The sequence below is a fragment of the Terasakiella sp. SH-1 genome (genome assembly GCF_004564135.1).
Lineage (GTDB): Bacteria > Pseudomonadota > Alphaproteobacteria > Rhodospirillales > Terasakiellaceae > Terasakiella.
Map to the genome: position 1 here is coordinate 2,892,796 of NZ_CP038255.1, position 22,499 is coordinate 2,915,294.

General features: G+C 48.7%; 24 protein-coding genes. 14 read left to right on the forward strand and 10 right to left on the reverse strand.

Features of this window, described 5'->3' with window-relative positions; genetic code table 11:
• Positions 1-21: 21 nt before the first annotated feature.
• Positions 22-1,173 carry a GGDEF domain-containing protein gene (locus E4K71_RS13560; RefSeq protein WP_135080462.1) on the reverse strand — a complete coding sequence of 384 codons (1,152 nt, stop codon included), beginning with the start codon at positions 1,171-1,173 and terminating at the stop codon, positions 22-24.
• Between the two features lie 154 nt (positions 1,174-1,327).
• On the opposite strand from E4K71_RS13560, the gene E4K71_RS13565 reads away from it, so the two are divergent.
• The 4 genes from E4K71_RS13565 to E4K71_RS13580 are packed head-to-tail and all read left to right on the forward strand — an operon-like array spanning position 1,328 to position 4,846.
• Positions 1,328-3,613 (forward strand): ATP-binding protein, encoded by a 2,286-nt coding sequence (locus E4K71_RS13565; protein WP_135080464.1) that lies wholly within the window; start codon positions 1,328-1,330, stop codon positions 3,611-3,613.
• 13 nt (positions 3,614-3,626) lie between these two features.
• Positions 3,627-4,028, forward strand: a complete 402-nt coding sequence (locus tag E4K71_RS13570; RefSeq protein WP_135080466.1) for a hypothetical protein — start codon at positions 3,627-3,629, stop codon at positions 4,026-4,028.
• Positions 4,009-4,446, forward strand: coding sequence for a hypothetical protein (locus E4K71_RS13575; protein WP_135080468.1), 438 nt, complete (start codon positions 4,009-4,011; stop codon positions 4,444-4,446). The genes E4K71_RS13570 and E4K71_RS13575 overlap by 20 nt, the downstream gene beginning before the upstream one ends.
• A 49-nt stretch (positions 4,447-4,495) precedes the next feature.
• Entirely contained in the window at positions 4,496-4,846 is a 351-nt protein-coding gene (locus E4K71_RS13580) for an Hpt domain-containing protein (protein ID WP_135080470.1), read from the forward strand.
• Between the two features lie 117 nt (positions 4,847-4,963).
• Here E4K71_RS13580 and E4K71_RS13585 read toward each other — a convergent pair whose 3' ends face one another.
• From E4K71_RS13585 to E4K71_RS13595, 3 genes are read right to left on the reverse strand one after another with little or no spacing between them, the layout of a single operon-like run.
• Positions 4,964-5,662, reverse strand: coding sequence for an aspartate/glutamate racemase family protein (locus tag E4K71_RS13585; protein ID WP_135080472.1), 699 nt, complete (start codon positions 5,660-5,662; stop codon positions 4,964-4,966).
• A 3-nt stretch (positions 5,663-5,665) separates the two neighbouring features.
• Positions 5,666-7,024 carry an aspartate aminotransferase family protein gene (locus tag E4K71_RS13590; protein ID WP_135080474.1) on the reverse strand — a complete coding sequence of 453 codons (1,359 nt, stop codon included), beginning with the start codon at positions 7,022-7,024 and terminating at the stop codon, positions 5,666-5,668.
• 3 nt (positions 7,025-7,027) lie between these two features.
• Positions 7,028-8,113 (reverse strand): DUF2125 domain-containing protein, encoded by a 1,086-nt coding sequence (locus E4K71_RS13595; RefSeq protein ID WP_167730551.1) that lies wholly within the window; start codon positions 8,111-8,113, stop codon positions 7,028-7,030.
• Positions 8,114-8,221: 108 nt separating this feature from the next.
• On the opposite strand from E4K71_RS13595, the gene uvrC reads away from it, so the two are divergent.
• Positions 8,222-10,123: an excinuclease ABC subunit UvrC gene (gene uvrC / locus E4K71_RS13600; RefSeq protein ID WP_135080478.1), complete on the forward strand. Its 1,902-nt coding sequence runs from the start codon at positions 8,222-8,224 to the stop codon at positions 10,121-10,123.
• 12 nt (positions 10,124-10,135) lie between these two features.
• On the opposite strand, the gene E4K71_RS13605 is transcribed toward uvrC, so the two are convergent.
• Positions 10,136-10,888, reverse strand: a complete 753-nt coding sequence (locus E4K71_RS13605) for a transporter substrate-binding domain-containing protein (protein WP_167730553.1) — start codon at positions 10,886-10,888, stop codon at positions 10,136-10,138.
• A gap of 203 nt (positions 10,889-11,091) precedes the next feature.
• Between E4K71_RS13605 and pgsA the strand changes: the two genes are divergently transcribed.
• Genes pgsA through E4K71_RS13630 form a run of 5 tightly spaced genes read left to right on the forward strand, consistent with a single transcriptional unit; the run spans position 11,092 to position 14,164 of the window.
• On the forward strand, positions 11,092-11,652 hold the full coding sequence (pgsA, locus tag E4K71_RS13610) for a CDP-diacylglycerol--glycerol-3-phosphate 3-phosphatidyltransferase (RefSeq protein ID WP_135080482.1): 561 nt from the start codon (positions 11,092-11,094) through the stop codon (positions 11,650-11,652).
• The gene (mobB, locus tag E4K71_RS13615; RefSeq protein ID WP_135080484.1) at positions 11,653-12,159 is read left to right on the forward strand and encodes a molybdopterin-guanine dinucleotide biosynthesis protein B; all 507 of its coding nucleotides are present in this window, start codon (positions 11,653-11,655) and stop codon (positions 12,157-12,159) included.
• Positions 12,159-13,418: a gephyrin-like molybdotransferase Glp gene (gene glp, locus E4K71_RS13620; protein WP_135080486.1), complete on the forward strand. Its 1,260-nt coding sequence runs from the start codon at positions 12,159-12,161 to the stop codon at positions 13,416-13,418. The genes mobB and glp overlap by 1 nt, the downstream gene beginning before the upstream one ends.
• Positions 13,418-13,669 (forward strand): molybdopterin converting factor subunit 1, encoded by a 252-nt coding sequence (moaD, locus tag E4K71_RS13625; protein WP_135080488.1) that lies wholly within the window; start codon positions 13,418-13,420, stop codon positions 13,667-13,669. Before glp ends, moaD begins: the two co-directional genes overlap by 1 nt.
• Before the next feature lie 3 nt (positions 13,670-13,672).
• Complete coding sequence (locus E4K71_RS13630; protein WP_135080490.1) at positions 13,673-14,164, forward strand: molybdenum cofactor biosynthesis protein MoaE; 492 nt, start codon at positions 13,673-13,675, stop codon at positions 14,162-14,164.
• Here the strand turns inward: E4K71_RS13630 and E4K71_RS13635 are convergent.
• Complete coding sequence (locus tag E4K71_RS13635; protein ID WP_135082029.1) at positions 14,161-14,814, reverse strand: IS1595 family transposase; 654 nt, start codon at positions 14,812-14,814, stop codon at positions 14,161-14,163. The genes E4K71_RS13630 and E4K71_RS13635 overlap by 4 nt on opposite strands.
• Positions 14,815-15,198: 384 nt before the next feature.
• On the opposite strand from E4K71_RS13635, the gene E4K71_RS13640 reads away from it, so the two are divergent.
• Positions 15,199-16,026, forward strand: a complete 828-nt coding sequence (locus E4K71_RS13640; protein ID WP_135080492.1) for a TIGR00730 family Rossman fold protein — start codon at positions 15,199-15,201, stop codon at positions 16,024-16,026.
• Between the two features lie 21 nt (positions 16,027-16,047).
• Here E4K71_RS13640 and E4K71_RS13645 read toward each other — a convergent pair whose 3' ends face one another.
• Together E4K71_RS13645 and E4K71_RS13650 are read right to left on the reverse strand one after the other, a co-directional pair.
• On the reverse strand, positions 16,048-16,629 hold the full coding sequence (locus E4K71_RS13645; RefSeq protein WP_206201910.1) for a TMEM165/GDT1 family protein: 582 nt from the start codon (positions 16,627-16,629) through the stop codon (positions 16,048-16,050).
• 104 nt (positions 16,630-16,733) lie between these two features.
• Complete coding sequence (locus E4K71_RS13650; protein WP_135080496.1) at positions 16,734-17,252, reverse strand: hemerythrin family protein; 519 nt, start codon at positions 17,250-17,252, stop codon at positions 16,734-16,736.
• Positions 17,253-17,499: 247 nt separating this feature from the next.
• Here E4K71_RS13650 and E4K71_RS13655 point away from each other — a divergent pair, with 247 nt between their 5' ends.
• Both E4K71_RS13655 and E4K71_RS13660 read left to right on the forward strand, forming a co-directional pair.
• Entirely contained in the window at positions 17,500-17,826 is a 327-nt protein-coding gene (locus E4K71_RS13655) for a hypothetical protein (protein ID WP_135080498.1), read from the forward strand.
• Between the two features lie 71 nt (positions 17,827-17,897).
• On the forward strand, positions 17,898-18,224 hold the full coding sequence (locus E4K71_RS13660; protein WP_135080500.1) for a hypothetical protein: 327 nt from the start codon (positions 17,898-17,900) through the stop codon (positions 18,222-18,224).
• A 56-nt stretch (positions 18,225-18,280) separates the two neighbouring features.
• Here E4K71_RS13660 and E4K71_RS13665 read toward each other — a convergent pair whose 3' ends face one another.
• Positions 18,281-19,507, reverse strand: coding sequence for an HD domain-containing phosphohydrolase (locus tag E4K71_RS13665; RefSeq protein WP_135080502.1), 1,227 nt, complete (start codon positions 19,505-19,507; stop codon positions 18,281-18,283).
• A gap of 141 nt (positions 19,508-19,648) precedes the next feature.
• Here E4K71_RS13665 and E4K71_RS13670 point away from each other — a divergent pair, with 141 nt between their 5' ends.
• Complete coding sequence (locus E4K71_RS13670; RefSeq protein ID WP_135080504.1) at positions 19,649-21,721, forward strand: YgiQ family radical SAM protein; 2,073 nt, start codon at positions 19,649-19,651, stop codon at positions 21,719-21,721.
• 11 nt (positions 21,722-21,732) lie between these two features.
• Here the strand turns inward: E4K71_RS13670 and E4K71_RS13675 are convergent, their stop codons facing one another.
• Positions 21,733-22,395 (reverse strand): phosphoglycolate phosphatase, encoded by a 663-nt coding sequence (locus tag E4K71_RS13675; RefSeq protein ID WP_135080506.1) that lies wholly within the window; start codon positions 22,393-22,395, stop codon positions 21,733-21,735.
• Positions 22,396-22,499 lie beyond the last annotated feature (104 nt).

Sequence of the window (22,499 nt, forward strand, 5' to 3'; positions counted from 1 at the left end):
AACTAAAAAAAAGCCTCGCCTTTATTTGGCGGGGCTTTCTTCATTTTCATCACGATCCTCATAATGGCGAAGCTGGTGCCCGCCTTTTAAGTGAGCAGCCCCTTTGGCACGATACATGGCGCTATCAGCCTGTGTGACCAGCTCTTCCATTCCAATGAAGTTTTCAGGACCGGTTTCACTCACTCCCATGCTGAAACTCACCCCGTAGGTTTCTCCCTGATCGAATGTCTCTTGCAGGCGGCTACAAAAATTCTGTGTCGCTTCCCAATCGGAATTGGGCAGAATCACACAAAATTCATCCCCGCCATACCGACAACAAATATCAGATGTGCGTGCCGTTTCCAGCATGACCTGACCAATATAGGATAACAGCTCATCCCCGGCACGATGACCTTGGCGGTCATTCAAGCTTTTGAATTTATTAAGGTCAAAATAAACAAGGGAGAGTTGATTTTTATTACGTTCTGCCACAGCCAGTTCATGACGCAAACGTTCGTAGAAAGAACGCTGATTATGCAATTGGGTGAGACTGTCAGAACGTGAAATCTCTTCAAGTTGGCGGGTACGTTCAGCAACCGTTTGCTCCAGTGTCTCAGCATAATGTTCCACTTCTTCCTTGGCTGTTTCCACTTCAGAAATCATGGAATTAATATAGGTGTCAAACACCAGCTGAATATCCAGCATCAACAGTTTGCGCAAGGCCGTTGAACAACGAAACGCTTTTTCCTCATCCCCATCACTGGCATCCGTCAAATAACGATACAGGATTGTTTCAAGGCGCGATAAAGACGAAATATAAAGTTTAGGCGATACACCAATACTGTTATGCACCTTACCAATCCGTAAACGGCGGTTCACATAGGTCGTATCATAATAGCCTTCAAACAATTCCAGCACATATCGCTTCATGGAACTGTGCAGACGTCGAAACGTCTCCGCATCCCCAATCAAAAGCTGAATTTCACGAATCGAGCGTTGATAGTTATAAAATTCATCAACAATCTGCTCTATATGTTCCTGAACATAGAGCTTACATTCTGTCAGGGCCTTTTCATCATCCTGAAAAAAACCAATCAATTCCTTACGCTGGGCAATATCACGTTCCGTGATTTTTAACTGTTCTGCCAACGTCATCGCTGTCAGGCCACCCTCGTGGCTTGAAAAATCTTCCACCGGAGCTATCTCCCTTTCATCAAGGCTATCTTATGGTGATCTCTTTTCCATCTATTTTCAATAGGTTATTTTAGTATATGATGAGCGCAACAGTTGTGCATTTACCCTAAACTTCGTAGAATCATCTAAGATTTTTATTTAAGGCTATCTTCACATGGATTCATTGGGCGCACTTTTTTTAGGCATGATTGCCATCGTGGTACTGTTCGTACCTGCGCTCATCTGGCTGTGGCGTAAAAATAAAATAAGCCTGGCAGAACGTGAAACACTCGGCCAGCAAATTGTCCAACTCCAAGAAGTTCTGGTCGGCATTCCTGATGGGCTCTATCGCTGGAATGTGGTCAACGGGGTTGAAAACTGCTCAGCACGCATGGCGGTTTTGCTAGACCTGCCTAAAGGCACCCAGTCCCGTTACGGCGATATTCTGAACTGCTTTGATGACGAAGCGGCACGCACTCTGGATGCAGCGGTTTCCACCCTCCATGGCGAAGGCATGAGCTTTGATATCATTCTCCCCTTACAAGGCGGGGATGACCGGGTGATCCAGGCTGTGGGGCAACGTGTTCTAAGCGAAGATGGTGCCCCCTTGGTCGATTTGCTTTTCATGCGTCTGGCCAATGGGGCAATCGTCGCTAATGGTCCCATGGCGCGTTCCCTCAAGACCATGACCAATGAACGCAACCGCCTTATTTCGGTTTTGGAAAGTATTCCCCTGCCCATCTGGATGCGTGATGCAGCCGGCCATATTGTGTATCACAACCCCGCAGCCCCTGATACAGACCACACCCAACATATTGCCCAACGTGCCATGGAAGCGGGTCGCGAAGTGCGCGAACGTATGAGCCTGCCCTTTGGTCACGATGCCCGCCTGTTTGAAGTGGCCGAAATCCCCTTACCGGCTGGCGAAGGCTTTATTGGTCTGGCCGAAGATATGACCACAGCAGAAAATATGGTCGAAACCGCCCAACGAGGTGAAAGCCTGCTGCGTGCCGCCCTTGAAAACCTTGTCACAGGCATTGCCATTTTCAGCGGGGATACAAGACTGGACTTTTACAATACGGCCTATGCCAACTTGTGGGGGCTGGATACAGACTGGCTGGATGACCGCCCCTCTTACGGTGAGATCTTGGATCGTTTACGCGACACTAGAAAACTGCCCGAATATGCCAATTTCAAAGCCTTCCGTCAGGAACAGGTTGCCAAATTTGTTGAACTGCAAGCCAGCGAAGAAACCAGCCTGCACCTGCCTGATAATTCCACCATCCGGGCCATTATCAGCCCCCACCCGGTCAGTGGTCTGGTGATGACCTTTGAAGATGTCAGCGATACCGTGGCCCTTGAAAGTTCGAACAAGGCTCTCTCCGCCGTACAACGCGAAACACTGGATAACTTGTTTGAAGGCGTCGTCGTGTTTGCCCCCAATGGCAAGGTTCGCCTGTTTAACCCGGCCTTTGCCCAAATCTGGCACCTGCCTGAAGAGTTCCTGTCAGCGACCCCCCATATCACCGAAGTCCTAGAACAGTGCAAAGGTTTCTATGAAGGGGTGGAAAACTGGCCGTCTTTTCGCGAACAGCTGGTCGCACGCATCATGATGCGTGAACCCAATAACCAACGTATGGTTCGCAGTGATGGCTCTATTTTGGAATATGCCTCCGTGCCACTGCCCGATGGTGGCTCGCTGCTGTCCTATCTTGATGTCACCGACAGTGCAACTGTGGAACAGGCCCTGCGTGAACGATCCGATGCCCAACACGAAGCCGACCGCCTGAAATCCGAATTCATCGCCAATGTATCTTATGAGATCAGAACCCCATTGACCACACTGGTTGGTTTTGCTGAACTTCTCTGTGAACAATATTTCGGCGCACTCAACAAACGCCAAATGGAATATGCCAAAGGTATTCACACCAGTGCAGAACTGCTCAGCACACTGGTCTCAGACATTCTGGACCTCGCCAATATTGAAGCTGGGCAAACCACCCTTGAACTGGATACTGTCGATATCCAGCCCATGCTGGTCAGCGTTCTTGGGTTGGTCAAGGAAACCGCCCGCAGCCGCCGTGTGGTACTGGAATATGATTGTGCTCAGGATATTGGCTGGATCACCGCTGATGAAAAACGCCTTAAGCAAGTGATCTTTAACCTATTGACCAACGCCATTCGCTACACCCCGCCCGGTGGCAGCGTCACTCTGGCTGCCAAACGCAACCCCTATCATATGGTCTTTAGTGTCTCTGATACCGGTAGTGGCATTCCACAGGCCGATCAAAATCGTATCTTTGGCAGTTTTGAACGCGGTGAAACCCAGGAGGCAGGCCATGGCGGAGCCGGTTTGGGCCTGACATTGGTGAAACGTTTCATCGAATTACACGATGGAAGCGTGACACTGGACTCTGTTCCTGATAAAGGAACGGTTGTGACCTGCAGACTGCCCTTATAGGAATGGAACGGATATGAGTACAGCTGACATGCAAGCCATTGCCGAACGCCTTGCCGCTATTCGCGATATTATTATTGATCGCGAAGGTGAAGAAGTTGCTGACCAGTTTGAAGTTGATAACTATATCCTCATCATCAATATCGACGGCAGCGGCTATAGCGAAGATGAAGAGGTTTTCACCCTGATCCAGCTGGAAAAAGGTCCCGCAGGTATGGAAAGCCTGATTGCCTGTGCCGTTGAAAATCAAGAGGGTGACAGTTTCATCATTGCCGGGGAAGATGAAAACATACTGGACCAACTGGATGAGGCTTGCGATAAGGTCTATCGCCATTGGCACTGGCTGGATCTCCCCAATGCCCTGCCCGGTTCTGAAATAGAAGACGAAGACGATTTCGATGACGAAGAAAATTTCTGAAGATTATAAATTTTATGCCAATTTCCTGCGTTTTGTCGCGGCCAAAACCGACAAAGCAGACGTCAATGTCAACGCCATGATGGCCGAACTTAATCAGGCGGCTGATCAGATTGAAAAAGGATCGCGTTTTACCCTACTGGCCAGTCGCGCCCAAGCAGCCTCGCGTGCCTTTGCCGGTGTTGCCCAGTTTCTGCAACATCGCATCCTACCAGAAGCACAGGCCCATGGCGATAAAACAGCCCTTGCCCAGCTGGAATGGGCGATTGCCGCCTCCTTACAAGTTGGTCGTGCGGTGATTTTACACCTTGATGACATTGAACCGGATAAAGTCGCCACCGAATTTATTGAAATCAAAATGCCCGGATTGGAACGCACACCAGGGGTTCACGAACAAAGCGATAAACCGACGTTGCATTAAATTCTTAATTAGTCCATTATGGGCCAAATTATAAAAGATAGGCAAGAAAATGAGCGATATGCTGTGTGAAGACACCCTCAACGAATTGGTTGAACAAGTTGGTGCTGAACTGGTTGAAACCCTGCTGGTCGATTTGACTCAGGATGCAGGTGATCGTGTGCAAAATATGCAAAAACTATTGGCCGATGGCGCCATGGATGATCTGCGCAAAGAAGCTCATACACTTAAATCTTCTGCCGGTACACTCGGCCTGAAAATCGTTTCTGAAAAAGCAGCCATTATTGAACGCAAGCTGGTCACAGGTGAAGGCCCCGATGTGGCCCCTATCGTGCCGGAATTGCCCCAATTGCTGGAAGACGGCCTTGCTGCGGCCAATGCCTGGATTGCCACCAAGCTGTAAAATTCAACTACTCTCAAAAAACGTCATCCCCAACTTGATTGGGGATCCAAAATTTTTTGATTCTCAATAGGTTAGTGGATTCTCAGTCGAGCTGAGAATGACAAGCGATGTTTGTATCTACTTCGGCCCAATCGCCAATTTAACAGCGGCCTCACAATGAATTTGCGTCGTATCGAACAAGGGTACCTCTGTGTCCGCCTGTGACACCAATAGTGCGATTTCTGTACAGCCGAGAATCACCGCTTCTGCGCCTTCTTCATGCATATCTTCGATAATGGCGAGGAAGAGATCGCGGGAATCTTCTTTGATCTCACCGCGACACAGCTCGTTATAAATGATCTCATGCACCCAGCTTTGTTGGGCTTCATCCGGGGTTTGCACCTCAATGGCATGCTGGCTGCTCAGTCGCCCCTTATAGAAATCCTGTTGCATGGTGAACTGGGTGCCCAACAGCCCCACACGCTCCACCCCTTTTTCCTGTAAAGCCATGGCCGTGGCATCGGCAATATGTAGTAAGGGAATATCAATGGCTTCTTCGACCTGATCGGCAACCTTATGCATGGTGTTGGTGCCAATCAGCAGGAAATCTGCCCCACCAGCCTGCACACCTTTCGCCGCAGCACTCAAAATCTCGGCTGTTTGATCCCAGTCACCGTCATGTTGCAGCTTCTCAATCTCGGCAAAATTCACACTGTTCATCACAATCTTGGCAGAATGAAGTCCACCAAGCTGTTCTTTCACCCCCCGGTTCAACGCCTGATAATAGCTCACCGTTGATTCCCAGCTCATGCCGCCAAGCAGTCCAATGGTTTTCATCACTTATATCTCCGCCAAGGCTTGATCAAACCGTTTAAAGAGTTCTTCCAAATCTGCCTGTTCACTGATTAGTGGTGGACAAAACGCAATGCAGTCCCCAGGCATCGCACGCAGGATCAACCCATGATTTTCACAAGATTTCACCAAAGCGGCCCCTTTCCCCAAGGCTGGATCAAACGGTGTTTTTGTCGTTTTATCCGCACTTAGCTCAATGGCCCCGATCAACCCGGTTGTGCGCACTTCACCGACCAAGGGATGGTCCCCATAAGACAGCAAACGATCCTGAAAATAAGGGCTGATGGCATTGACTTGGCCCAGAATATCGCGTTCTTCATAAATTTTGAGCACTTCCAAGGCCACCGCACAAGGCACCGGATGACCGCCATAGGTCAACCCATGACCAAAGACACCCAATTCATGACTGCGTTCTTTCACCACCTGATAGAGATGATCTGACACCATCAAGGCAGAAATAGGCAAATAGCCCGATGACATTTGCTTGGCCAAAGTCATCATGTCCGGCTTGATGTTAAATGTCTCAGATCCAAACATCTGACCTGTGCGGCCAAAGCCACAGATCACTTCATCAGCAATCAACAAGACATCATATTTGTTCAGGACCGCCTGAATTTTCTCAAAATAGCCTTTCGGGGGAATAATGACCCCGCCAGCACCCTGGATCGGTTCAGCAAACATCGCCCCCACCGTTTCCGGGCCTTCAGCCACAATCAGCTTTTCCAGTTCATCAGCCATGCGGGTGGCAAAATCTTCTTCGCTTTCACCTTCGAGCCCATAACGGTAATAATGCGGGCAATCTGTTTGCAAAATACGCTCACTGGCTGGCAAGTCAAACCCGTTTTGAGCATAGGCTAAGCCCGTCATGGAGCCAGCCGCAATCGTTACCCCATGATAGGCTTTGTTACGCGCAATGATCTTCTTTTTTTCCGGCTTACCACGGGCATTATTATAATACCAAACCAGCTTGATCGCCGTATCATTGGCTTCAGAGCCTGAATTACAGAACAAAGCACGGTCCAGCCCCTGTGGCGTCACCTGCACCAGTTTTTCTGCCAGTTCTGCTGTGACATCCGGTACCTTGCCGGTGAAACTGTGATAAAAGGGCAAGGTTTCCATCTGTGCCTGCGCTGCCTTGACCAGACGGGGCTCATTAAACCCAAGCGAGACACACCACAGGCCGGACAAGCCTTCAATATAATCTTTGCCATCCTCGCCAAACACACGCACCCCTTCACCACGGGTAATGACCAACGGCCCCTGTTCTTCATGGGTTTTCAAATTGGTATAAGGATGCAAGTGAAAGCTTGTGTCTTTGGCTGAAATAGAATTTGGGGTCTTCGTCATGGCTCACCAATCAATTTGTGGCAGATGGATCAAACGGACAGGTCCGGCAAACAAGGCACGCTCCTGTATGGTTAAAGGCAGACTGATGGTAGCTGGACCACCGTTCTTAGGCTGCTTCGCCAACATGCCCAACACAACCTTGGCCATGCTGGCATCGGGGCCACGGATCACGCCTGCACGCCGCAGTGCGCTTACCGTCTGGAAAAAACCTTGGATACGTGCGCTAAAGGCCCCAACAGGCTGTAACGCCCCATCAAGGGCCAGCGTCCCATTGCCTTGCAAGGTTAAGGGGGGGTAAGAGAGTTGCATGCGTTCAACCTCCAGCGTGCCCCCGGCATCACGCCAGCGGCCCAATGCTGTTTGCTTCAGGCCATCTATGCCAAAGTTTTTCGTCATTTTGGCATGAAGGGTCACATCTGAAATCCGGCGTCCCAAACCTGTGATAGCCAAGGGTAAATCAATGGCTTCCCCACGTAGCGCCAAACCGTAGTCACCTTTCTCCTGTCGTTGTGTCGACAGAGCCAGCTTGCGCACATTCAAACCAAGCCCCCCACCTTGAAGCTGCCATTTATCAATCATCAAGCTCGTGTTATCGGGGATGCCCTCTGAGAGCCAGTTCACCGCAAGTTGGAACTTTTCCGCCTGCCCTGCCAACAGACTGTTGCCGACTTTCAATGTCTGGTCCGCACTCAGATCAACAGTCACCATACTGATTTCCCAAGGCACGGGGATCATGGAAAAGCCCACCCTCTTTGCCGACCAAACCCAGTTGCGTTTTTTCCCCTTAACCGCAGGCGGGGCAAATTTCATGTCATTAAGTGTGGCTTCTACACGCAAAGGGAAACCGCCGATATCCGCCTTTTTCCCGGCATAAGTGATCAAATAGCCTTCTGCCCGTTTGGCTTCCACCCAATCTTGAATGCCAGAGCGCAAACTCATGGAAGTAATCAACCAAGCCACCACATAAAGCAAGGCCAAAACCAACAAGATACTGCCCCCCAGCAGCATCCAGCGCCCCATACGCACAGACATGGGTTCCTTATAGGTCAGCGCCGCATGGGGCTTTATCGGGTGGGGGACACGGGTCATTTTCATACTCAAACGATCAAAATCTTAATCGTTGTTATAACCGACAAAATACATGTGCGACAATCACATTGGTTGACGAATTGCCCACAATGTTCCATCTGTCTTTCTATGAACGAAGTGAGACATGAAGAAAAAAGCGGACTGGAAGTCCCGGCCCAAACCACCAAAGGCTCCCTAAGTCGGGGGATGGAGGTCATTAAAGGCTATCTCAAAACACTGGAGGCTCGCCCCGGTGTCTATCGCATGTTCAATGAAAAAGGCGATGTGCTGTATGTGGGCAAGGCCAAGTCCTTAAAAAAACGCGTGGCCAATTATACCACGCCGCAGCGCCTCACCATTCGTATTCAACGCATGGTCTCAGAAACCCATGCCATGGAATTCATCACCACCCATACCGAAGCCGAAGCTCTGCTGCTTGAATCCAACCTGATCAAGAAACTCAAGCCGCGCTATAATATCCTGCTACGTGATGATAAATCTTTTCCAATGATTTTGGTCACAGGCGATCATGATTTCCCCCAAGTGGTGAAACATCGCGGCGCCAAAAACCGTCGTGGCACCTATTTCGGCCCCTTTGCCTCAGCCTGGGCGGTGAATGAAACACTGAATACCCTGCAACGTGCCTTCTTACTGCGTCCCTGTTCAGACAATATTTTTGCTGCACGCACCCGCCCCTGCCTGCAATATCAGATCAAGCGCTGCTCCGCCCCTTGTGTAGAACGCATCAGCAAAGATGACTATGCCAAACTAGTGGGCGAAGCCGAACGGTTCTTGCGCGGCGACAGCAAAGCCTTACAGGCGGAACTGGCCGAACGTATGGCCGCAGCCAGTGAAGAGCTGGAATTTGAAGAAGCCGCAATCTATCGCGATCGTATTTCGGCCATGACGCGTATTCAGCAAAAACAGGACATTAACATTCCAGGACTGGAAGAAGCCGATGTGATTGCAGGTTTTCAAGATGGCGGGCAAACCTGCATTCAGGTCTTTTTCTTTCGTGCAGGTGCCAACTATGGCAACCGGGCCTATTACCCCAGCCATGGATCAAAAGACGAGTTGCCCGATATTATCGAAGCTTTCATGGGGCAGTTTTACGCCGATAAATTCCCGCCCAAACAAATCATCGCCAGCCATGACCTCCCCGGTCAGGCCATTTTGGAAGAAGCCCTGTCTGTGCGTGCGGAACGTAAAGTCACTATCCAATGCCCCAAAAGGGGGGATAAGACCAAGCTGATCGCCCATGCCATGAATAATGCACGTGAAGCCTTGGGACGGCGTATGGCGCAAAGTGCCTCGCAACGTAAACTGTTGATCGAAACCCAGCGCATCATGCAGATGGAGGCCATGCCCGAACGTATTGAAGTTTATGACAACTCCCACACCCAAGGGACCAATTCAGTTGGCGCCATGATTGCAGCGGGGCCAGAGGGCTTTATCAAAAATGCCTATCGCAAATTCAACATCAAACAGGCCCAGGGCGATGATGATTACGCCATGATGCGCGAAGTCCTCACCCGACGATTTTCGCGTGCCCTTAAAGAAGATCCGGACCGAGAAAAAGGCCAATGGCCCGATTTGGTCATTATTGATGGCGGTAAGGGCCAGCTTAATATCGCTGTTGAAGTCTTCGAAGAACTCGGCATTGATGATGTGACACTGGCAGGTATTTCAAAGGGGCCGGATCGCAATGCTGGCTATGATAAAATCGTCATTCCAGACAAGGAGCCGTTTCAGTTGGGCCACACCGACCCGGTTAACCATTTCATCCAGCGCTTGCGTGATGAAGCGCATCGTTTTGCCATTGGCACCCATCGCGCCAAACGCAATAAGGCCACGGTTCAATCGGTATTGGATGAGATTGACGGCATCGGGGCCAAACGTAAAAAAGCCCTGTTGCATCATTTTGGTTCTGCCAAGGCTGTGGCGCAAGCGGGGCTAAGTGACCTGGGAAAAGTGGATGGCATCAGCACATCCATCGCCAAAACCATCTATGACCATTTTCATGAAAACTAGGGTCAGGACCTATTAATTTTTGGCCTTTTGTTGATATTTCTCATACAAATTGACCGTTCCCATATTGGAAATGGATAAGGCTGGCAATTTTTTGATCGTACGTACAAGGTTGAAGTCCTGTTTGGATTCCCAAGACCAATAAAGCCATAAGCCTCGTGGTTCGACCTCTAAAGGGCGGGCAATTTCATCATAAGATAATCCAAACTTTTCAATCGCATCCAGAACCCGAAAATCAGCTGTTAACAAGGCATCAATACGGCCAACTTTTAACAAACGCACCCCATCTTCATGATTATTGAAATAGTGATATTTCAGATTTGGAACCGCTGTCAGGCTTTTAACGTCTGTGCCTCCACGAATACGCCCAAGCACCTTACCGTCAAGTTCTGTTAAATTTGTAATCGGCTTATCTTTTAAACTGACCACAACAAAAATTGCATCGCCTAATTTCACAATTGGCATGGCCATTTTGTTACGTTTTGGGCTTTCCATAAAAACGCCAAAATCAGATTCACCTTCTTTGGTCATCACCACTGCACGTTTGAACGGTACAAAGCGCAGTTGAAAGTGAACACCTGCTTGTTGTTCCACAGACTTCAGTACATCAATTAACGGACCGGACCACTGTCTGGAACTTTCATCTTTTTTCACAAGCTGCGCAATAATCGGAACGGCTACAACCGGGCCATTACTGTTTGCTTGCGACGAAAAAGACAACGCCAAAAACATCAAGGTGAGAAGAAGGAAAGAAAAAGAACGTGTCATGGGATTCATGCATACTGGAATTATTAAAGCGGATCATAGTCTGATACGTCACCTTATTCAATACGCTAAGAACGGGACTTTAGCATGAACCCAAAAGAAGTAGTGATTTTTATACGATTCAGAAAAAGAAGCCTATAGCCTATTTTAATTTTCCAGCCTAATATGCCTCTTGCCTAATCCATTTAGAATAAAGATGACCTGACATGCTCTGGAACCTACCCAACATACTAACAGCCTCTCGTATCATGATCATTCCGATCCTGGTGGGCCTGTATATGGTGGGCGAACCTGCGGGTAACTGGATGGCCTTTTCGCTGTATGTTTATGCCTGTGTTACCGATTTCTTCGATGGCTGGCTGGCACGTAAAATGAACCAGCAATCTGCCTTGGGCCGCTTTATGGACCCGATTGCCGACAAGCTTTTGATTTCCACCCTGATTGTCATGCTTATTGGCTTTGGCCCGATTGACGGCATTCATGTACTCGCTGCCGGAATTATTCTGGTGCGTGAAGTCCTGGTCTCGGGCCTGCGCGAATTTTTGGCACAAACCAAAGTCAGTGTGCCTGTTACCTTGTTGGCAAAATGGAAAACCACCATTCAAATGCTGGCCCTTGGCTTTTTGATTGTCGGCAACGCCGGGCCATATCTGTGGATTGCGGAAACAGTCACCGTTGGTTACGTCGGTTTATGGCTGGCTGCACTTTTGACATTGATTACAGGCTATGACTATCTGCGTACTGGCCTGAAACATATGGTCGATTAAATGAAAGTTTTCGGCATTGTCGGCAAAAGTGGCAGTGGCAAAACCACGCTGTTGGAAAAATTGATCCCCGCGATTAAACAGCAGGGAATTTCCGTTTCCACCATCAAACATACCCATCATCAGTTTGACATGGATAAACCCGGCAAGGATTCATATCGCCAACGCGAAGCAGGGGCTTCTGAAGTCTTGCTAGCCTCAAGCAGCCGCTGGGCCTTACTGCACGAATTGCGCAATGAAAAAGAGCCTGAAGTCGAAGAACTCCTGCCCCATATGACTAAAGTCGATCTTGTTCTGGTGGAAGGTTTCAAGTTTCATGACCACCCCAAACTTGAGGTCCATCGCCCCGCCCACGGACGTGAGCCCCTCTGGCCCGGTGACGAGGGTATTCTCGCCATTGCCAGTGATGAAAAGCTGGCCTGTGACGGGCGGGTATTGATTGACCTCAATGACGCAGAGGCGATTGCTGATTTTATTATCGAACACTTGCAACTTCGGACAGAAAAATAATGACGAGCGTTTTTGACAGCTGTTTTGCCACCCCCGGTGCGATGATGCCCTTAGATGAGGCACGCCAATGTATGGCTGAAAAAATTAAACCAATGGCCGATACAACCACCCTGCCCTTGCGCCAATGCGTCGGCAAAATTTTAGCTGAAAATGTAGTGGCCCAACAAAATGTCCCCCCTCACAATAATTCCGCCATGGATGGCTATGCGGTTAAATTTGAGGACCTCAATCCTGATGGCGAGACAAAATTGCCCGTCACAGCCCGTATTGCCGCAGGTCATCCCTTGGGCCGCGATGCCCAATCCGGCGAAGCCTTGCGCATCTTCACAGGTGCCCCAATCCCGAACGAGGCAGATACCATCGTCATGCAGGAAAATGCGACAGAAGCCGATGGTTTTGTTACTTTCCCCAAAGGAGCAGCCCCCAAGAAAGGGGCCAATTTCAGAAAGCTGGGCGAAGATATCAAGATCGGGGATACCATCCTTGAAAAAGGGCGCAAATTACGTGCCGCCGACATCGGTGTGTGTGCCTCCGTCGGGCTGACGGAAATTCAGGTCTATAAACCACTAAAAATCGCCGTCTTTTCCACAGGCGATGAAATTACAGATGCAGGCGAGCCCTTGGGCGAAGGCTGTGTTTATGACATCAACCGCTATACCGTCCTGTCCATGCTGGAATCTATGGGCTGCGAAGTGACTGATCTTGGCATTCTGCCCGATGATTTGGACCTCATCACCTCCTCCTTAAAAGAAGCTGCCGCTGATCATGACGTCCTCTTTACCTCCGGCGGGGTCTCCCTTGGTGAAGAAGATCATGTCAAAACAGCCGTCAGCCAGCTGGGACAGATTAATTTTTGGCGCATAGCCATCAAACCGGGTCGTCCTATTGCCTTGGGAGAAGTGGGCGACACACCCTTTATCGGTCTGCCCGGCAACCCGGTGGCAACCCTTGTGACCTTCATGATGATCGCACGCCCCATGATCGCAGGTTTTAGCGGACGCCGTGATATTGCCACGCGCAGCTATAAAATCCCGGCGGCCTTTGACATGAAACATAAGGGCGGGCGGTATGAATGGCAGCGTGCCTATCTGAAAGAAACCCCTTACGGCCCGGTTGTTGAATTGTTCCATACCACAGGTTCCGGCATTTTGACCTCTATGGTGAAAACAGACGGGCTGGTGGAAATTCCAGATCATGCCCATGAGATTGAAGCCGGGGATCTGGTTGATTTCATCCCCTATAGCGAGGTGAGCCAATAATGAAAGTTCTGTATTTTGCTTGGTTGCGCACCAAAATTGGTTGTGCAGAAGAAGAAATTGACCTGCCCAAAGACGTCAATACAGTCGCTGGTGTGCTGGATCATTTACGCAGCCGAGGCGATGCTTATGCCGAGGCTCTCAGTGCCGATAAAGTCATTCGCGTGGCCGTCAATCAGGATTATGCTCAGGAAGTCGATATAGTGCGCAACGAAGATGAATTTGCCATTTTCCCCCCTGTGACCGGAGGCTGATCCATGATCCGGGTACAGGCAGAAAATTTCGATGTGGGTGCAGAAATCAACGCGCTAAGCAAAGGCAACACAGCCATTGGCGGGATTTGTTCCTTCGTGGGACTGGTACGCGATTTCCAACATACCAAAGAAGATGAAGTACGTGTTTCCGCCATGACGCTGGAACATTATCCGGGCATGACGGAAAAGAAGCTGGAAGAGATTGAAGCCATTGCGCAAGACCGCTGGCCCTTGGAAGATGTCTTGATCATTCACCGTTATGGCCGCATGGAACCAGGAGAAAACATTGTCTTGGTCGTCACCGCATCAGCCCACCGCAAGGCGGCGTTTGAAGCCGCTGAATTCCTAATGGATTTCCTGAAAACAAAGGCCCCCTTCTGGAAATTGGAAGAAGACCAGGACGGGGCGGGCAGCTGGGTTGATGCCCGCGAAGCTGATGACGCCGCAGCAAATCGCTGGGAAATAAAAAATGGGGCTGAAGTAGCTAAGGGTTAATGTTTAGCCTGTTTATACCATATTTTCAGCTGCTTTAGGAGGTCTGCGTGGTTGCCTCCATTGAAACGCCATTCACACTCCTTGAGAAACCAGTAGAAATGGTCAGGTTTGATACCATTGAATCTTCGCATATGCCGCTTTGCCTGATTCCAGAAATTCTCAATGCCATTGATGTGATTTTGTTTGTCTGCAAAGAGTTTGGAATGGTTGATGCGACGGTGATGGAAGTCTGAAACATCCAGTGCGTTGTAGGCACCGAACGTATCGGTATAGACGATACTGTCAGGCTCGACCTTCTCCTGAATAATCGGTAACAGCGTCTCTGTCTTTGCATTGGGAATGATTGCCGTATAGACCTTGCCACCCCGCTTTAAAAGGCCAAACACAGCCACTTTGCCGCCAGCACCACGACCTCGTTTTCCTTTACGGACACCGCCAAAATAACTTTCATCAGCTTCAATCTCGCCTTGCAAACGATAGCTCGGCAACTTGCTGGCAATCAATTGGCGAAGCCGCATGAAGAAGCGGATCGCCATGTTCGCCTGCACGCCAACAATCTCAGCAGTCGCTCGGGCAGTGCTGCCTGCGACAAAATGCTCAATAAGCTTGCTTTGCTGACGTGATGTCAGGCGACTTTTTCGAGTGTACATCGTAGCCATTATAGAACCTCTTTCAGTTCTTAGCTACTTCAGCCCCTAAAAAATTAAGTTGCTAATTCCTTAGGGTCAGAACCTATGAATTTACTGAGTTTGGCGGCGCTAAAAATAAAGGTGGATTAGGCATGAAACTTGCCGCAGTGCCTTCCACTGCAAGAGTTTTATAACGCGAGCCAGCTTTATTTTTAGCCCGTCCCTTCGGGATTTGTAGAAAATGACGCAAAGACCACGTCAATGACTTTTGAAAGAGAATACTCTTCCTGCAAGTCATTTCCTTGCCTTGCGACATTTTTTACAAACCAAACGCAATAAATTCATAGGTTCTGACCCTAACAATCCCAATATATTATGGAATGAAGAATAAAAAAGAGGTTTCCCATGGTCGACTCCCCCTATCCCCCGGTTCAAGCTTACCTGAACACCCATTTCATTGAAGGGCGTGAAGGGCGTGCCTTACGCATCCTGTCTGAATATATCGAACCGGATGCCCGTTTTGAGGCCAACAACGTTGAAGATACCATCATCTTTTTCGGCTCCGCCCGCACTCTTCCCCGCGATGTGGCAGAAGAACAACTCGCAGAAGCCAAGAAAAGCAATGGCGATGTAGCACGTGCTGAAATGGACCTTCATATGTCGCGCTATTATGAAGATGCTCGCGAACTGGGACGACGTTTGACCGAATGGTCCAAGGCACTGGAAGGCAGCAAAAAACGCTTTGTGCTTTGTACGGGTGGCGGACCGGGCATTATGGAAGCCGGAAACCGTGGTGCCTCAGAAGCCAAGGGGCTGAATATGGGCTTTAACATCACCCTACCCTTTGAACAAGGTCAAAACCCTTATATTACCCGCCAGCTTGCCTTTGAATTTCGCTATTTCTTCATGCGTAAATTCTGGTTCATGTATCTGGCAAAAGCCATGGTCGCTTTCCCCGGTGGTTTTGGTACCATGGATGAATTGTTTGAAGCCCTGACCTTGATTCAAACTGATAAAGTCAGCAAAAAACTACCCATTGTCCTTTATGGAAAAGAATTCTGGGATGACGTGGTTAATCTGGATGCTCTAGTCAAATACGGCACCATCAGCGCGGAAGATTTGGAGCTTATCCGTTTCTGCGATGATGTGGATGAGGCTTATGACTATCTCACCCGTTTTCTGGAAGAACACGCCATTGCCGAAATGGCCCGCAGCCATTCAAAAGCACCTTGAAAATAAGCTTAGACCCGCTTTCTAAGACAAGTATCCAAACAATGACCAGGCTGAAAATGCAGACATTGTGAGGAAGAGAACACCTGCACAGCGATGAAGCCAGATCAAGGGCAAATATCGTAGAACCTTTTTACCCGCAATCACACCTAGAACAGAGGTCAAAGCAAGCGCAACGGTTGCCCCCAACCAGACAAACAGGATCGGATAAAGCCCGGCCAGACCCGCAACTGCGATTTGCGTTTTATCCCCAAGTTCAGCCAGAAAAATCATCAAGAAAGTGGTGACAAAAAGACTATGAGCCTTTGTTTCCACAGTGTCTTCTTCCTCTTCATCAGCTGAAGCAAACAAGGAATGTAAGCCAAAGCCCGCAAAGAGTACGGTGACAACACCTAAAATCCATTCCTGTGGTAACCAATCTGCCAAGGCCCCGCCAAAGACCACCGCCAAGGCATTCAAGATGGCAAACGCGCTGATTGCACCGAATAAAACCGGCCTGACCCGCCCATGTTTTGCGGCCAGCGCCATGCAAACCAATTGGCTTTTATCACCAATTTCGGCCAAACCAATAATGGCAAGGGTTGTTCCAGCTGTTTGCCACCACATATGCATCCTCATTTAAGGCGTAAAATCACAAAATAGGCGAATACCCATATATGATTTCACACGAGGCGGCAAGCTTTCAAAACATACGATTGCAACCGTTGTCGCTATTTTGATATTTTGTCGATGATGGACCTGTAAATTGCATGTTCAACAGACGTATGCGGACTGAACGCACTTTCTTCCTGAGACCCAATGTTACAATTTTGATCCAACGTGACTTTTTCACCCGCCTGAATGCACCCACGACATTTCATCTCTTCAATCAGGATTTGCTTGCTCCACCAGTAAGACAAGAATTCCATTAATTCCAGCGCAAACTCGCTTTCCTGCTTTTCAATTCGAGAAGCCAGACTGGATAATTCTTCCAAATAGCGCCAATGAAGCTTGGAATGGTTCATCAGTGCAATACATCCGATATCTTTCAACAAGTTTTCCTTGTAAGAGAGATAATCGGCTGAATATTCCATCAATTCACCAATCACATTGGCCCGATAATCCGCATCTTCCAGAAGTTCTGGATTATGAAGACAGAGATTAATAATATCGGCGACACGCTGATTCTGCCGATTTAAAGCATCATCACCAATGTCATATTTTTTTCCGTTCCACACGATCTTTTTCACGGTCCGCGCCCTTCCTACTCACACGTACCCAACGTATTTTTCGTGTAAATTAAGAGGAAACAGGCCATACGTATATCCCCATATGGGGACTACTCTAGGCAAATCGCCAAAAGCTTTATTCAACTATACCATTCCATCACGATTGTGTTGACTCTCTTTTCTGTGAAATAGACAAAGCTTATTGGTTTAAGATATGATTACGAACAAAGACTTATGTAACTCTGATAACAACAGACAGAGGTGCGATATGAAAAAGTTCGTTTTATATCTGGTGGCCATCACATTCAGCTTTCCTGCCTTTGGCAAAGGAGAAACACTGGAAGGATGCATTGCCGCTCATGACCGCTGCATTCAAGACTGTCGTAACCTGGAAAGTACGCCAGCCAAGGCAACTTGCATTGCCCAATGTGCAGGTGGTGAAGCCCAATGCGTTGGCCGGGTTGGCATTGGAGAAAGTAAACCCTATATCCGCAAAAAAGCCGACCAGCTGGAAAAGTTACTGGATGACTTTTTTGGTGATATCCTTCCTTTACCCAAAGAAGAAATACCAAAAGATAGCCCTACAGATACATAAGAACGCCCCCTCACCCATTTGAGTGATGCCTGCACACGTCATAATTTATTACTGTTCTAAAAAATAAACTTATGATTCGAATTACGGCTAAGATGTACCAATCTCAGGAATATCTGGAAATTGCAGGCAAGCTTATTATCTGCCCTTATCAGGAAGACCAAAGCCTGTATGGCGTCAACCTGCACGATCTTGTCTGTCAGCTTCATTCCAGCGGTGCCAGCACAATCGACGAATTTCAATCTGTTATTCTGGGGGCCATTGGAAGTTCCAGTCAATTAACAGATATGGACAAGGCGGTTGATATCTTCAAACAAGTCATGATGGACCTCAATAAACTTGGCGTATTACCTGTGCACTCCATTGGTTTACCATCTGCTACTTTTGCCAGCAGGTCTTGATAACGTAGAAAACACCCGAATTTGTTCCAGCCCCAAAGACTTTCCAAGCATAGGCATTAACGCGCAATTTCATAAAACTCATCCAGATGAGTGCGCAAGATATCCATCAACTCCGGGTCAAAAGCTCCTTTGGCGGTGTCCTGATTCATAATTTCCATGACTTTGGCCGGGGGGAGGCTGTCACGATAAGGGCGGCATTGCACCAGAGCCTGAAATTCATCACAAAGCGCCAAAATTTGTGCCTCGCGGTCCAGTTGGTCCTTTTTCAAACTGTAAGGATAACCGGACCCATCCCAGCGTTCATGGTGCATGGCAACCCAATTGGTAATCCGGCTGTTTGGAATCAAATTATGTAACACCATGGCTGAATCAAAACTGTGTCGACGGATAACGGCGCGTTCCTGTGCATTCAAGGGGCCGGGCTTATCCAGAATTTCATCGGGTACGCGCAATTTGCCTGCATCATGTAATAATCCAGCAATTTCAAGGTCGGCCAAATCGGCTTCACTTAAACCACATATGCTGCCCATCCGTCGTGACAAACGGGCAACCTTGACAGAATGGTCTTGAGTGAAGGCACTTTTGGCATCAATAATCCGCCCAACCAGACGGGCAAAGCTCCGGACCTCATCACCACTGACTTCCATTTCATCATCCACATGGTCAAAGTCATCCAACAGATTTTGCATCACCTCCGGGCTACAGGAAAACCAGAAGGCATCGGTTTGTCCCACATCCAGAAACAGCTCAACCAACTCCGGATCAAACAACGTCCCACTGAACTTTTTAATCTGGTTAAAGATACCTGACTTTAACAGGATCAACGGATTGTGCAGCGGGTCCCGGCGACGTTCCTGCGCAGCCAATACATCAATGCGATCTGCCATAAAGATCAGATTGGCCAAACGTTTATCACGATCAGAAATATCCACATCCTGCAATTCTTCCCAACGATCATGATGATACAGCACAGGAACTGCAAATTGTTCCAGCAAGCTTGACTGACCAAGGTATTCAGCGCCGCGCGCACAATGTTCCTTGGCTCGCGACCATTCCATTTCCATGGTCAGGTTGCCATGTTCCTGTGAAGATGACACACCGCAATCATGCAACATGCCCAAATGTGCGGCACCAAGACATTCAAGGTCTGACCAACCCAGTTTTTTGACAAGCTGCATCGCCATGGCCCCAACACGGTGCCCATGATAGAGGTCATCCACCCCCACATAATCCAAGGCATCAGCCAGTGCGCAAATGGCTTTATTCTTATTGAGTTTCAGCATCTCATACCCCCCATGTAGAAACGCGCCCTCTTTTTTTACTCTTCTGGACTTGAAAACCGACAAGATCAGTCGGATTTAACTGGTAATCAGCCTTTAATCTCGTTAGAAGACAACACTGACTATATACAGCTATGTAAGATCATGCAGTCCCCATATAAGAACACAGCCAAAGAGCTGACAAGTTATCGTAAATATTGGGCCCACCGCTTTGGTGTGGCACCGTTTCTGCCCATGTCACGTGCGGAAATGGATGAATTGGGCTGGGACAGCTGCGATATTATTTTGGTCACAGGCGATGCCTATGTAGATCATCCCAGCTTTGGCATGGCCGTGATTGGCCGCACGCTAGAGGCACAAGGTTTTCGCGTCGGCATCATTGCCCAGCCGGACTGGCAAACCACCGACCCATTTAAGGTACTGGGCAAGCCAAATCTGTTTTTCGGCGTCACCTCCGGCAATATGGACAGTATGGTCAATCGCTATACAGCAGATCGTCGCATTCGTTCCAATGACAGCTACACCCCGGATGATGAGGGGGGCAAACGCCCGGACCGTGCCGTTGTGGTCTATTCCCAGCGCTGTCGTGAAGCTTATAAGAATGTGCCTATTATCATTGGCGGGATTGAAGCCTCCTTGCGGCGTATCGCCCATTTTGATTATTGGTCCGATAAGGTACGTCGGTCCATCTTGATGGATAGTAAGGCAGACCTCTTGCTTTATGGCAATGCTGAACGTGCCCTGATTGACGTTGCCCATCGCATTGCCAAGGATGAAGATCCGAAAACATTTTTCGATCTTCGCGGCTGCGCCTTGATGCGTGATGCTTCACAGGATGACTGGACAGAAATGGACCAATCTTCCATTGATGAAGCCCTTGTGCGCGATACACATAACAATGAAAAAATTGTCGTGCGCATTCCCTCTTATGAAACCGTGCGCGATGATAAAGAGCTTTATGCCCAAGCCTCGCGTGTCTTGCATTTAGAAAGCAATCCCGGCAACGCACGACCCATCATACAAGCCCATGGCAAGCGCGATGTTTGGATCACCCCACCGCCCCTGCCACTGTCGACAAAAGAAATGGATTGGGTCTTTGGGCATCCTTATGCACGCAAACCCCACCCCTCTTATGGCGAAGCCCGCATTCCAGCCTGGGATATGATTAAATTTTCCATCAATATTATGCGCGGCTGTTTTGGTGGCTGTTCATTCTGTTCCATCACAGAACATGAAGGACGCATCATCCAAAACCGCAGCCATGAGTCAGTCTTGCATGAAATTGAAGACATGCGTGACAAGGTTGATGGGTTTAAGGGGCAAATTTCTGATCTGGGTGGCCCGACAGCCAATATGTATCGTCTGGCCTGTAAAGATGAGAAAATCCAGAATACCTGTCGTCGCCTGTCTTGTGTCTTTCCCTCAATCTGCAAGAACCTGAATACCAGTCATGAAAGCCTGATTGAACTTTATCGAAAAGCGCGGGCTGTACCCGGTGTCAAAAAAATCTCCATTGGCTCCGGTCTTCGTTATGATTTGGCAGTGAAAAGCCCGACCTATATCAAAGAACTCGTCACCCATCATGTGGGCGGCTATCTAAAAATTGCCCCGGAACATACCGAGGATGCACCGCTTTCAAAAATGATGAAACCGGGCATTGGCTCTTATGATAAATTCAAACAGATGTTTGATGCAGCCGCGAAAAAAGCGGGCAAGGAATATTACCTCATCCCCTATTTTATTGCGGCCCATCCCGGCTGTTCAGATGAAGACATGATGAATTTGGCGCTTTGGCTGAAACGTCATAATTATCGTGCAGATCAGGTGCAAGCCTTTACGCCGACCCCCATGTCCATCGCCACGGCCATGTATTATTCTGAACGCAACCCGATCAAGCCCGTGCGCCGTCGCGGATCTGAGTTTGTTTCGACAGCCAAAGGACTGAAACAACGCCGCCTACATAAAGCGTTCTTGCGCTATCATGATGCCGAAAACTGGCCGCTTTTACGTGAGGCCCTGAAAAAAATGGGCCGTGCAGACCTAATTGGTAACAGTAAAAAGCATCTTGTCCCCAGCTGGCAACCAAAAGGGACCGGCGGCAAAGGGGGGGAAGGTTCACGCACTGGTCGCAAACATAAAAAACAGGAATTCCTCACCACCCATGCCGGAAAAGGCCGACGCAATTTTAAAGGCAAAAAAGGGGCCCAAAAACGCTAGGCTTACAGGACCTATTGTGCCTCAATAATCGCAACAATATCGCTGATGTGGTCCACGACATGGTCCGCGCCCAAGTCTTCAACCGGGACTTTGCGATAGCCATAAGACACGGCGATATTGCGCATGTTGGCGTTTTTCGCCGCTTCAATATCATTGGAGCTGTCACCAATCATGATCGCGTCTCCTGCCTCAAGCCCCATTTCGTTTAAAACAAAATGGATCATTTGCGGATCAGGTTTCTTGCGTTCCAGCTCATCACCACCAACGACCAGTTCGAAATGATCCGCAATCTTTAGATCACCCAGCAAGTTCAACGTCGGCTGTTTGGGCTTATTGGTACATAACGCCAGTCGATACCCTTTATTTTGCAAGCTTGCCAGCGTCTCTTCGCCGCCCTCATAAAGGCAGGTCTCGTCAGCCTCATGACCATCGTAAAACTGCAAAAATTCCTGTGTCAGCTTTGGAATATCTTCCGATGTTGCTTCTGTACCTGTGGCACGAAAAGCCCGTTCAATCAGTTTAGGGGCCCCATTGCCAACAAACGTCATGGTTTCATCAATCGAAATCAAACGACGCCCATATTGGGTCAACAGTTTATTACAGGCTGTGCGCAAGTCCGGGGCACTATCAATCAATGTCCCGTCCAAATCAAAAATAATGGCTTTGGGCTTCATGGTATCCTATCGTTTCAGCTCATATACAAATCGTTCAAAATCGCGTAGAATTCACAATATATTCAAATAATAAGAACAATACATACAAAAACTCTAGGGAGGTG

Bases quoted from the DNA above. Each gene is read 5' to 3' on its own strand.
- E4K71_RS13565 (WP_135080464.1), top strand. From the start codon at position 1,328: ATGGATTCATTGGGCGCACTTTTTTTAGGCATGATTGCCATCGTGGTA.
- E4K71_RS13570 (WP_135080466.1), top strand. From the start codon at position 3,627: ATGAGTACAGCTGACATGCAAGCCATTGCCGAACGCCTTGCCGCTATT.
- E4K71_RS13575 (WP_135080468.1), top strand. From the start codon at position 4,009: ATGACGAAGAAAATTTCTGAAGATTATAAATTTTATGCCAATTTCCTG.
- E4K71_RS13580 (WP_135080470.1), top strand. From the start codon at position 4,496: ATGAGCGATATGCTGTGTGAAGACACCCTCAACGAATTGGTTGAACAA.
- E4K71_RS13585 (WP_135080472.1), bottom strand. From the start codon at position 5,662: ATGAAAACCATTGGACTGCTTGGCGGCATGAGCTGGGAATCAACGGTG.
- E4K71_RS13590 (WP_135080474.1), bottom strand. From the start codon at position 7,024: ATGACGAAGACCCCAAATTCTATTTCAGCCAAAGACACAAGCTTTCAC.
- E4K71_RS13595 (WP_167730551.1), bottom strand. From the start codon at position 8,113: ATGACCCGTGTCCCCCACCCGATAAAGCCCCATGCGGCGCTGACCTAT.
- uvrC (WP_135080478.1), top strand. From the start codon at position 8,222: ATGAACGAAGTGAGACATGAAGAAAAAAGCGGACTGGAAGTCCCGGCC.
- E4K71_RS13605 (WP_167730553.1), bottom strand. From the start codon at position 10,888: ATGACACGTTCTTTTTCTTTCCTTCTTCTCACCTTGATGTTTTTGGCG.
- pgsA (WP_135080482.1), top strand. From the start codon at position 11,092: ATGCTCTGGAACCTACCCAACATACTAACAGCCTCTCGTATCATGATC.
- mobB (WP_135080484.1), top strand. From the start codon at position 11,653: ATGAAAGTTTTCGGCATTGTCGGCAAAAGTGGCAGTGGCAAAACCACG.
- glp (WP_135080486.1), top strand. From the start codon at position 12,159: ATGACGAGCGTTTTTGACAGCTGTTTTGCCACCCCCGGTGCGATGATG.
- moaD (WP_135080488.1), top strand. From the start codon at position 13,418: ATGAAAGTTCTGTATTTTGCTTGGTTGCGCACCAAAATTGGTTGTGCA.
- E4K71_RS13630 (WP_135080490.1), top strand. From the start codon at position 13,673: ATGATCCGGGTACAGGCAGAAAATTTCGATGTGGGTGCAGAAATCAAC.
- E4K71_RS13635 (WP_135082029.1), bottom strand. From the start codon at position 14,814: ATGTACACTCGAAAAAGTCGCCTGACATCACGTCAGCAAAGCAAGCTT.
- E4K71_RS13640 (WP_135080492.1), top strand. From the start codon at position 15,199: ATGGTCGACTCCCCCTATCCCCCGGTTCAAGCTTACCTGAACACCCAT.
- E4K71_RS13645 (WP_206201910.1), bottom strand. From the start codon at position 16,629: ATGTGGTGGCAAACAGCTGGAACAACCCTTGCCATTATTGGTTTGGCC.
- E4K71_RS13655 (WP_135080498.1), top strand. From the start codon at position 17,500: ATGAAAAAGTTCGTTTTATATCTGGTGGCCATCACATTCAGCTTTCCT.
- E4K71_RS13660 (WP_135080500.1), top strand. From the start codon at position 17,898: ATGATTCGAATTACGGCTAAGATGTACCAATCTCAGGAATATCTGGAA.
- E4K71_RS13665 (WP_135080502.1), bottom strand. From the start codon at position 19,507: ATGCTGAAACTCAATAAGAATAAAGCCATTTGCGCACTGGCTGATGCC.
- E4K71_RS13670 (WP_135080504.1), top strand. From the start codon at position 19,649: ATGCAGTCCCCATATAAGAACACAGCCAAAGAGCTGACAAGTTATCGT.
- E4K71_RS13675 (WP_135080506.1), bottom strand. From the start codon at position 22,395: ATGAAGCCCAAAGCCATTATTTTTGATTTGGACGGGACATTGATTGAT.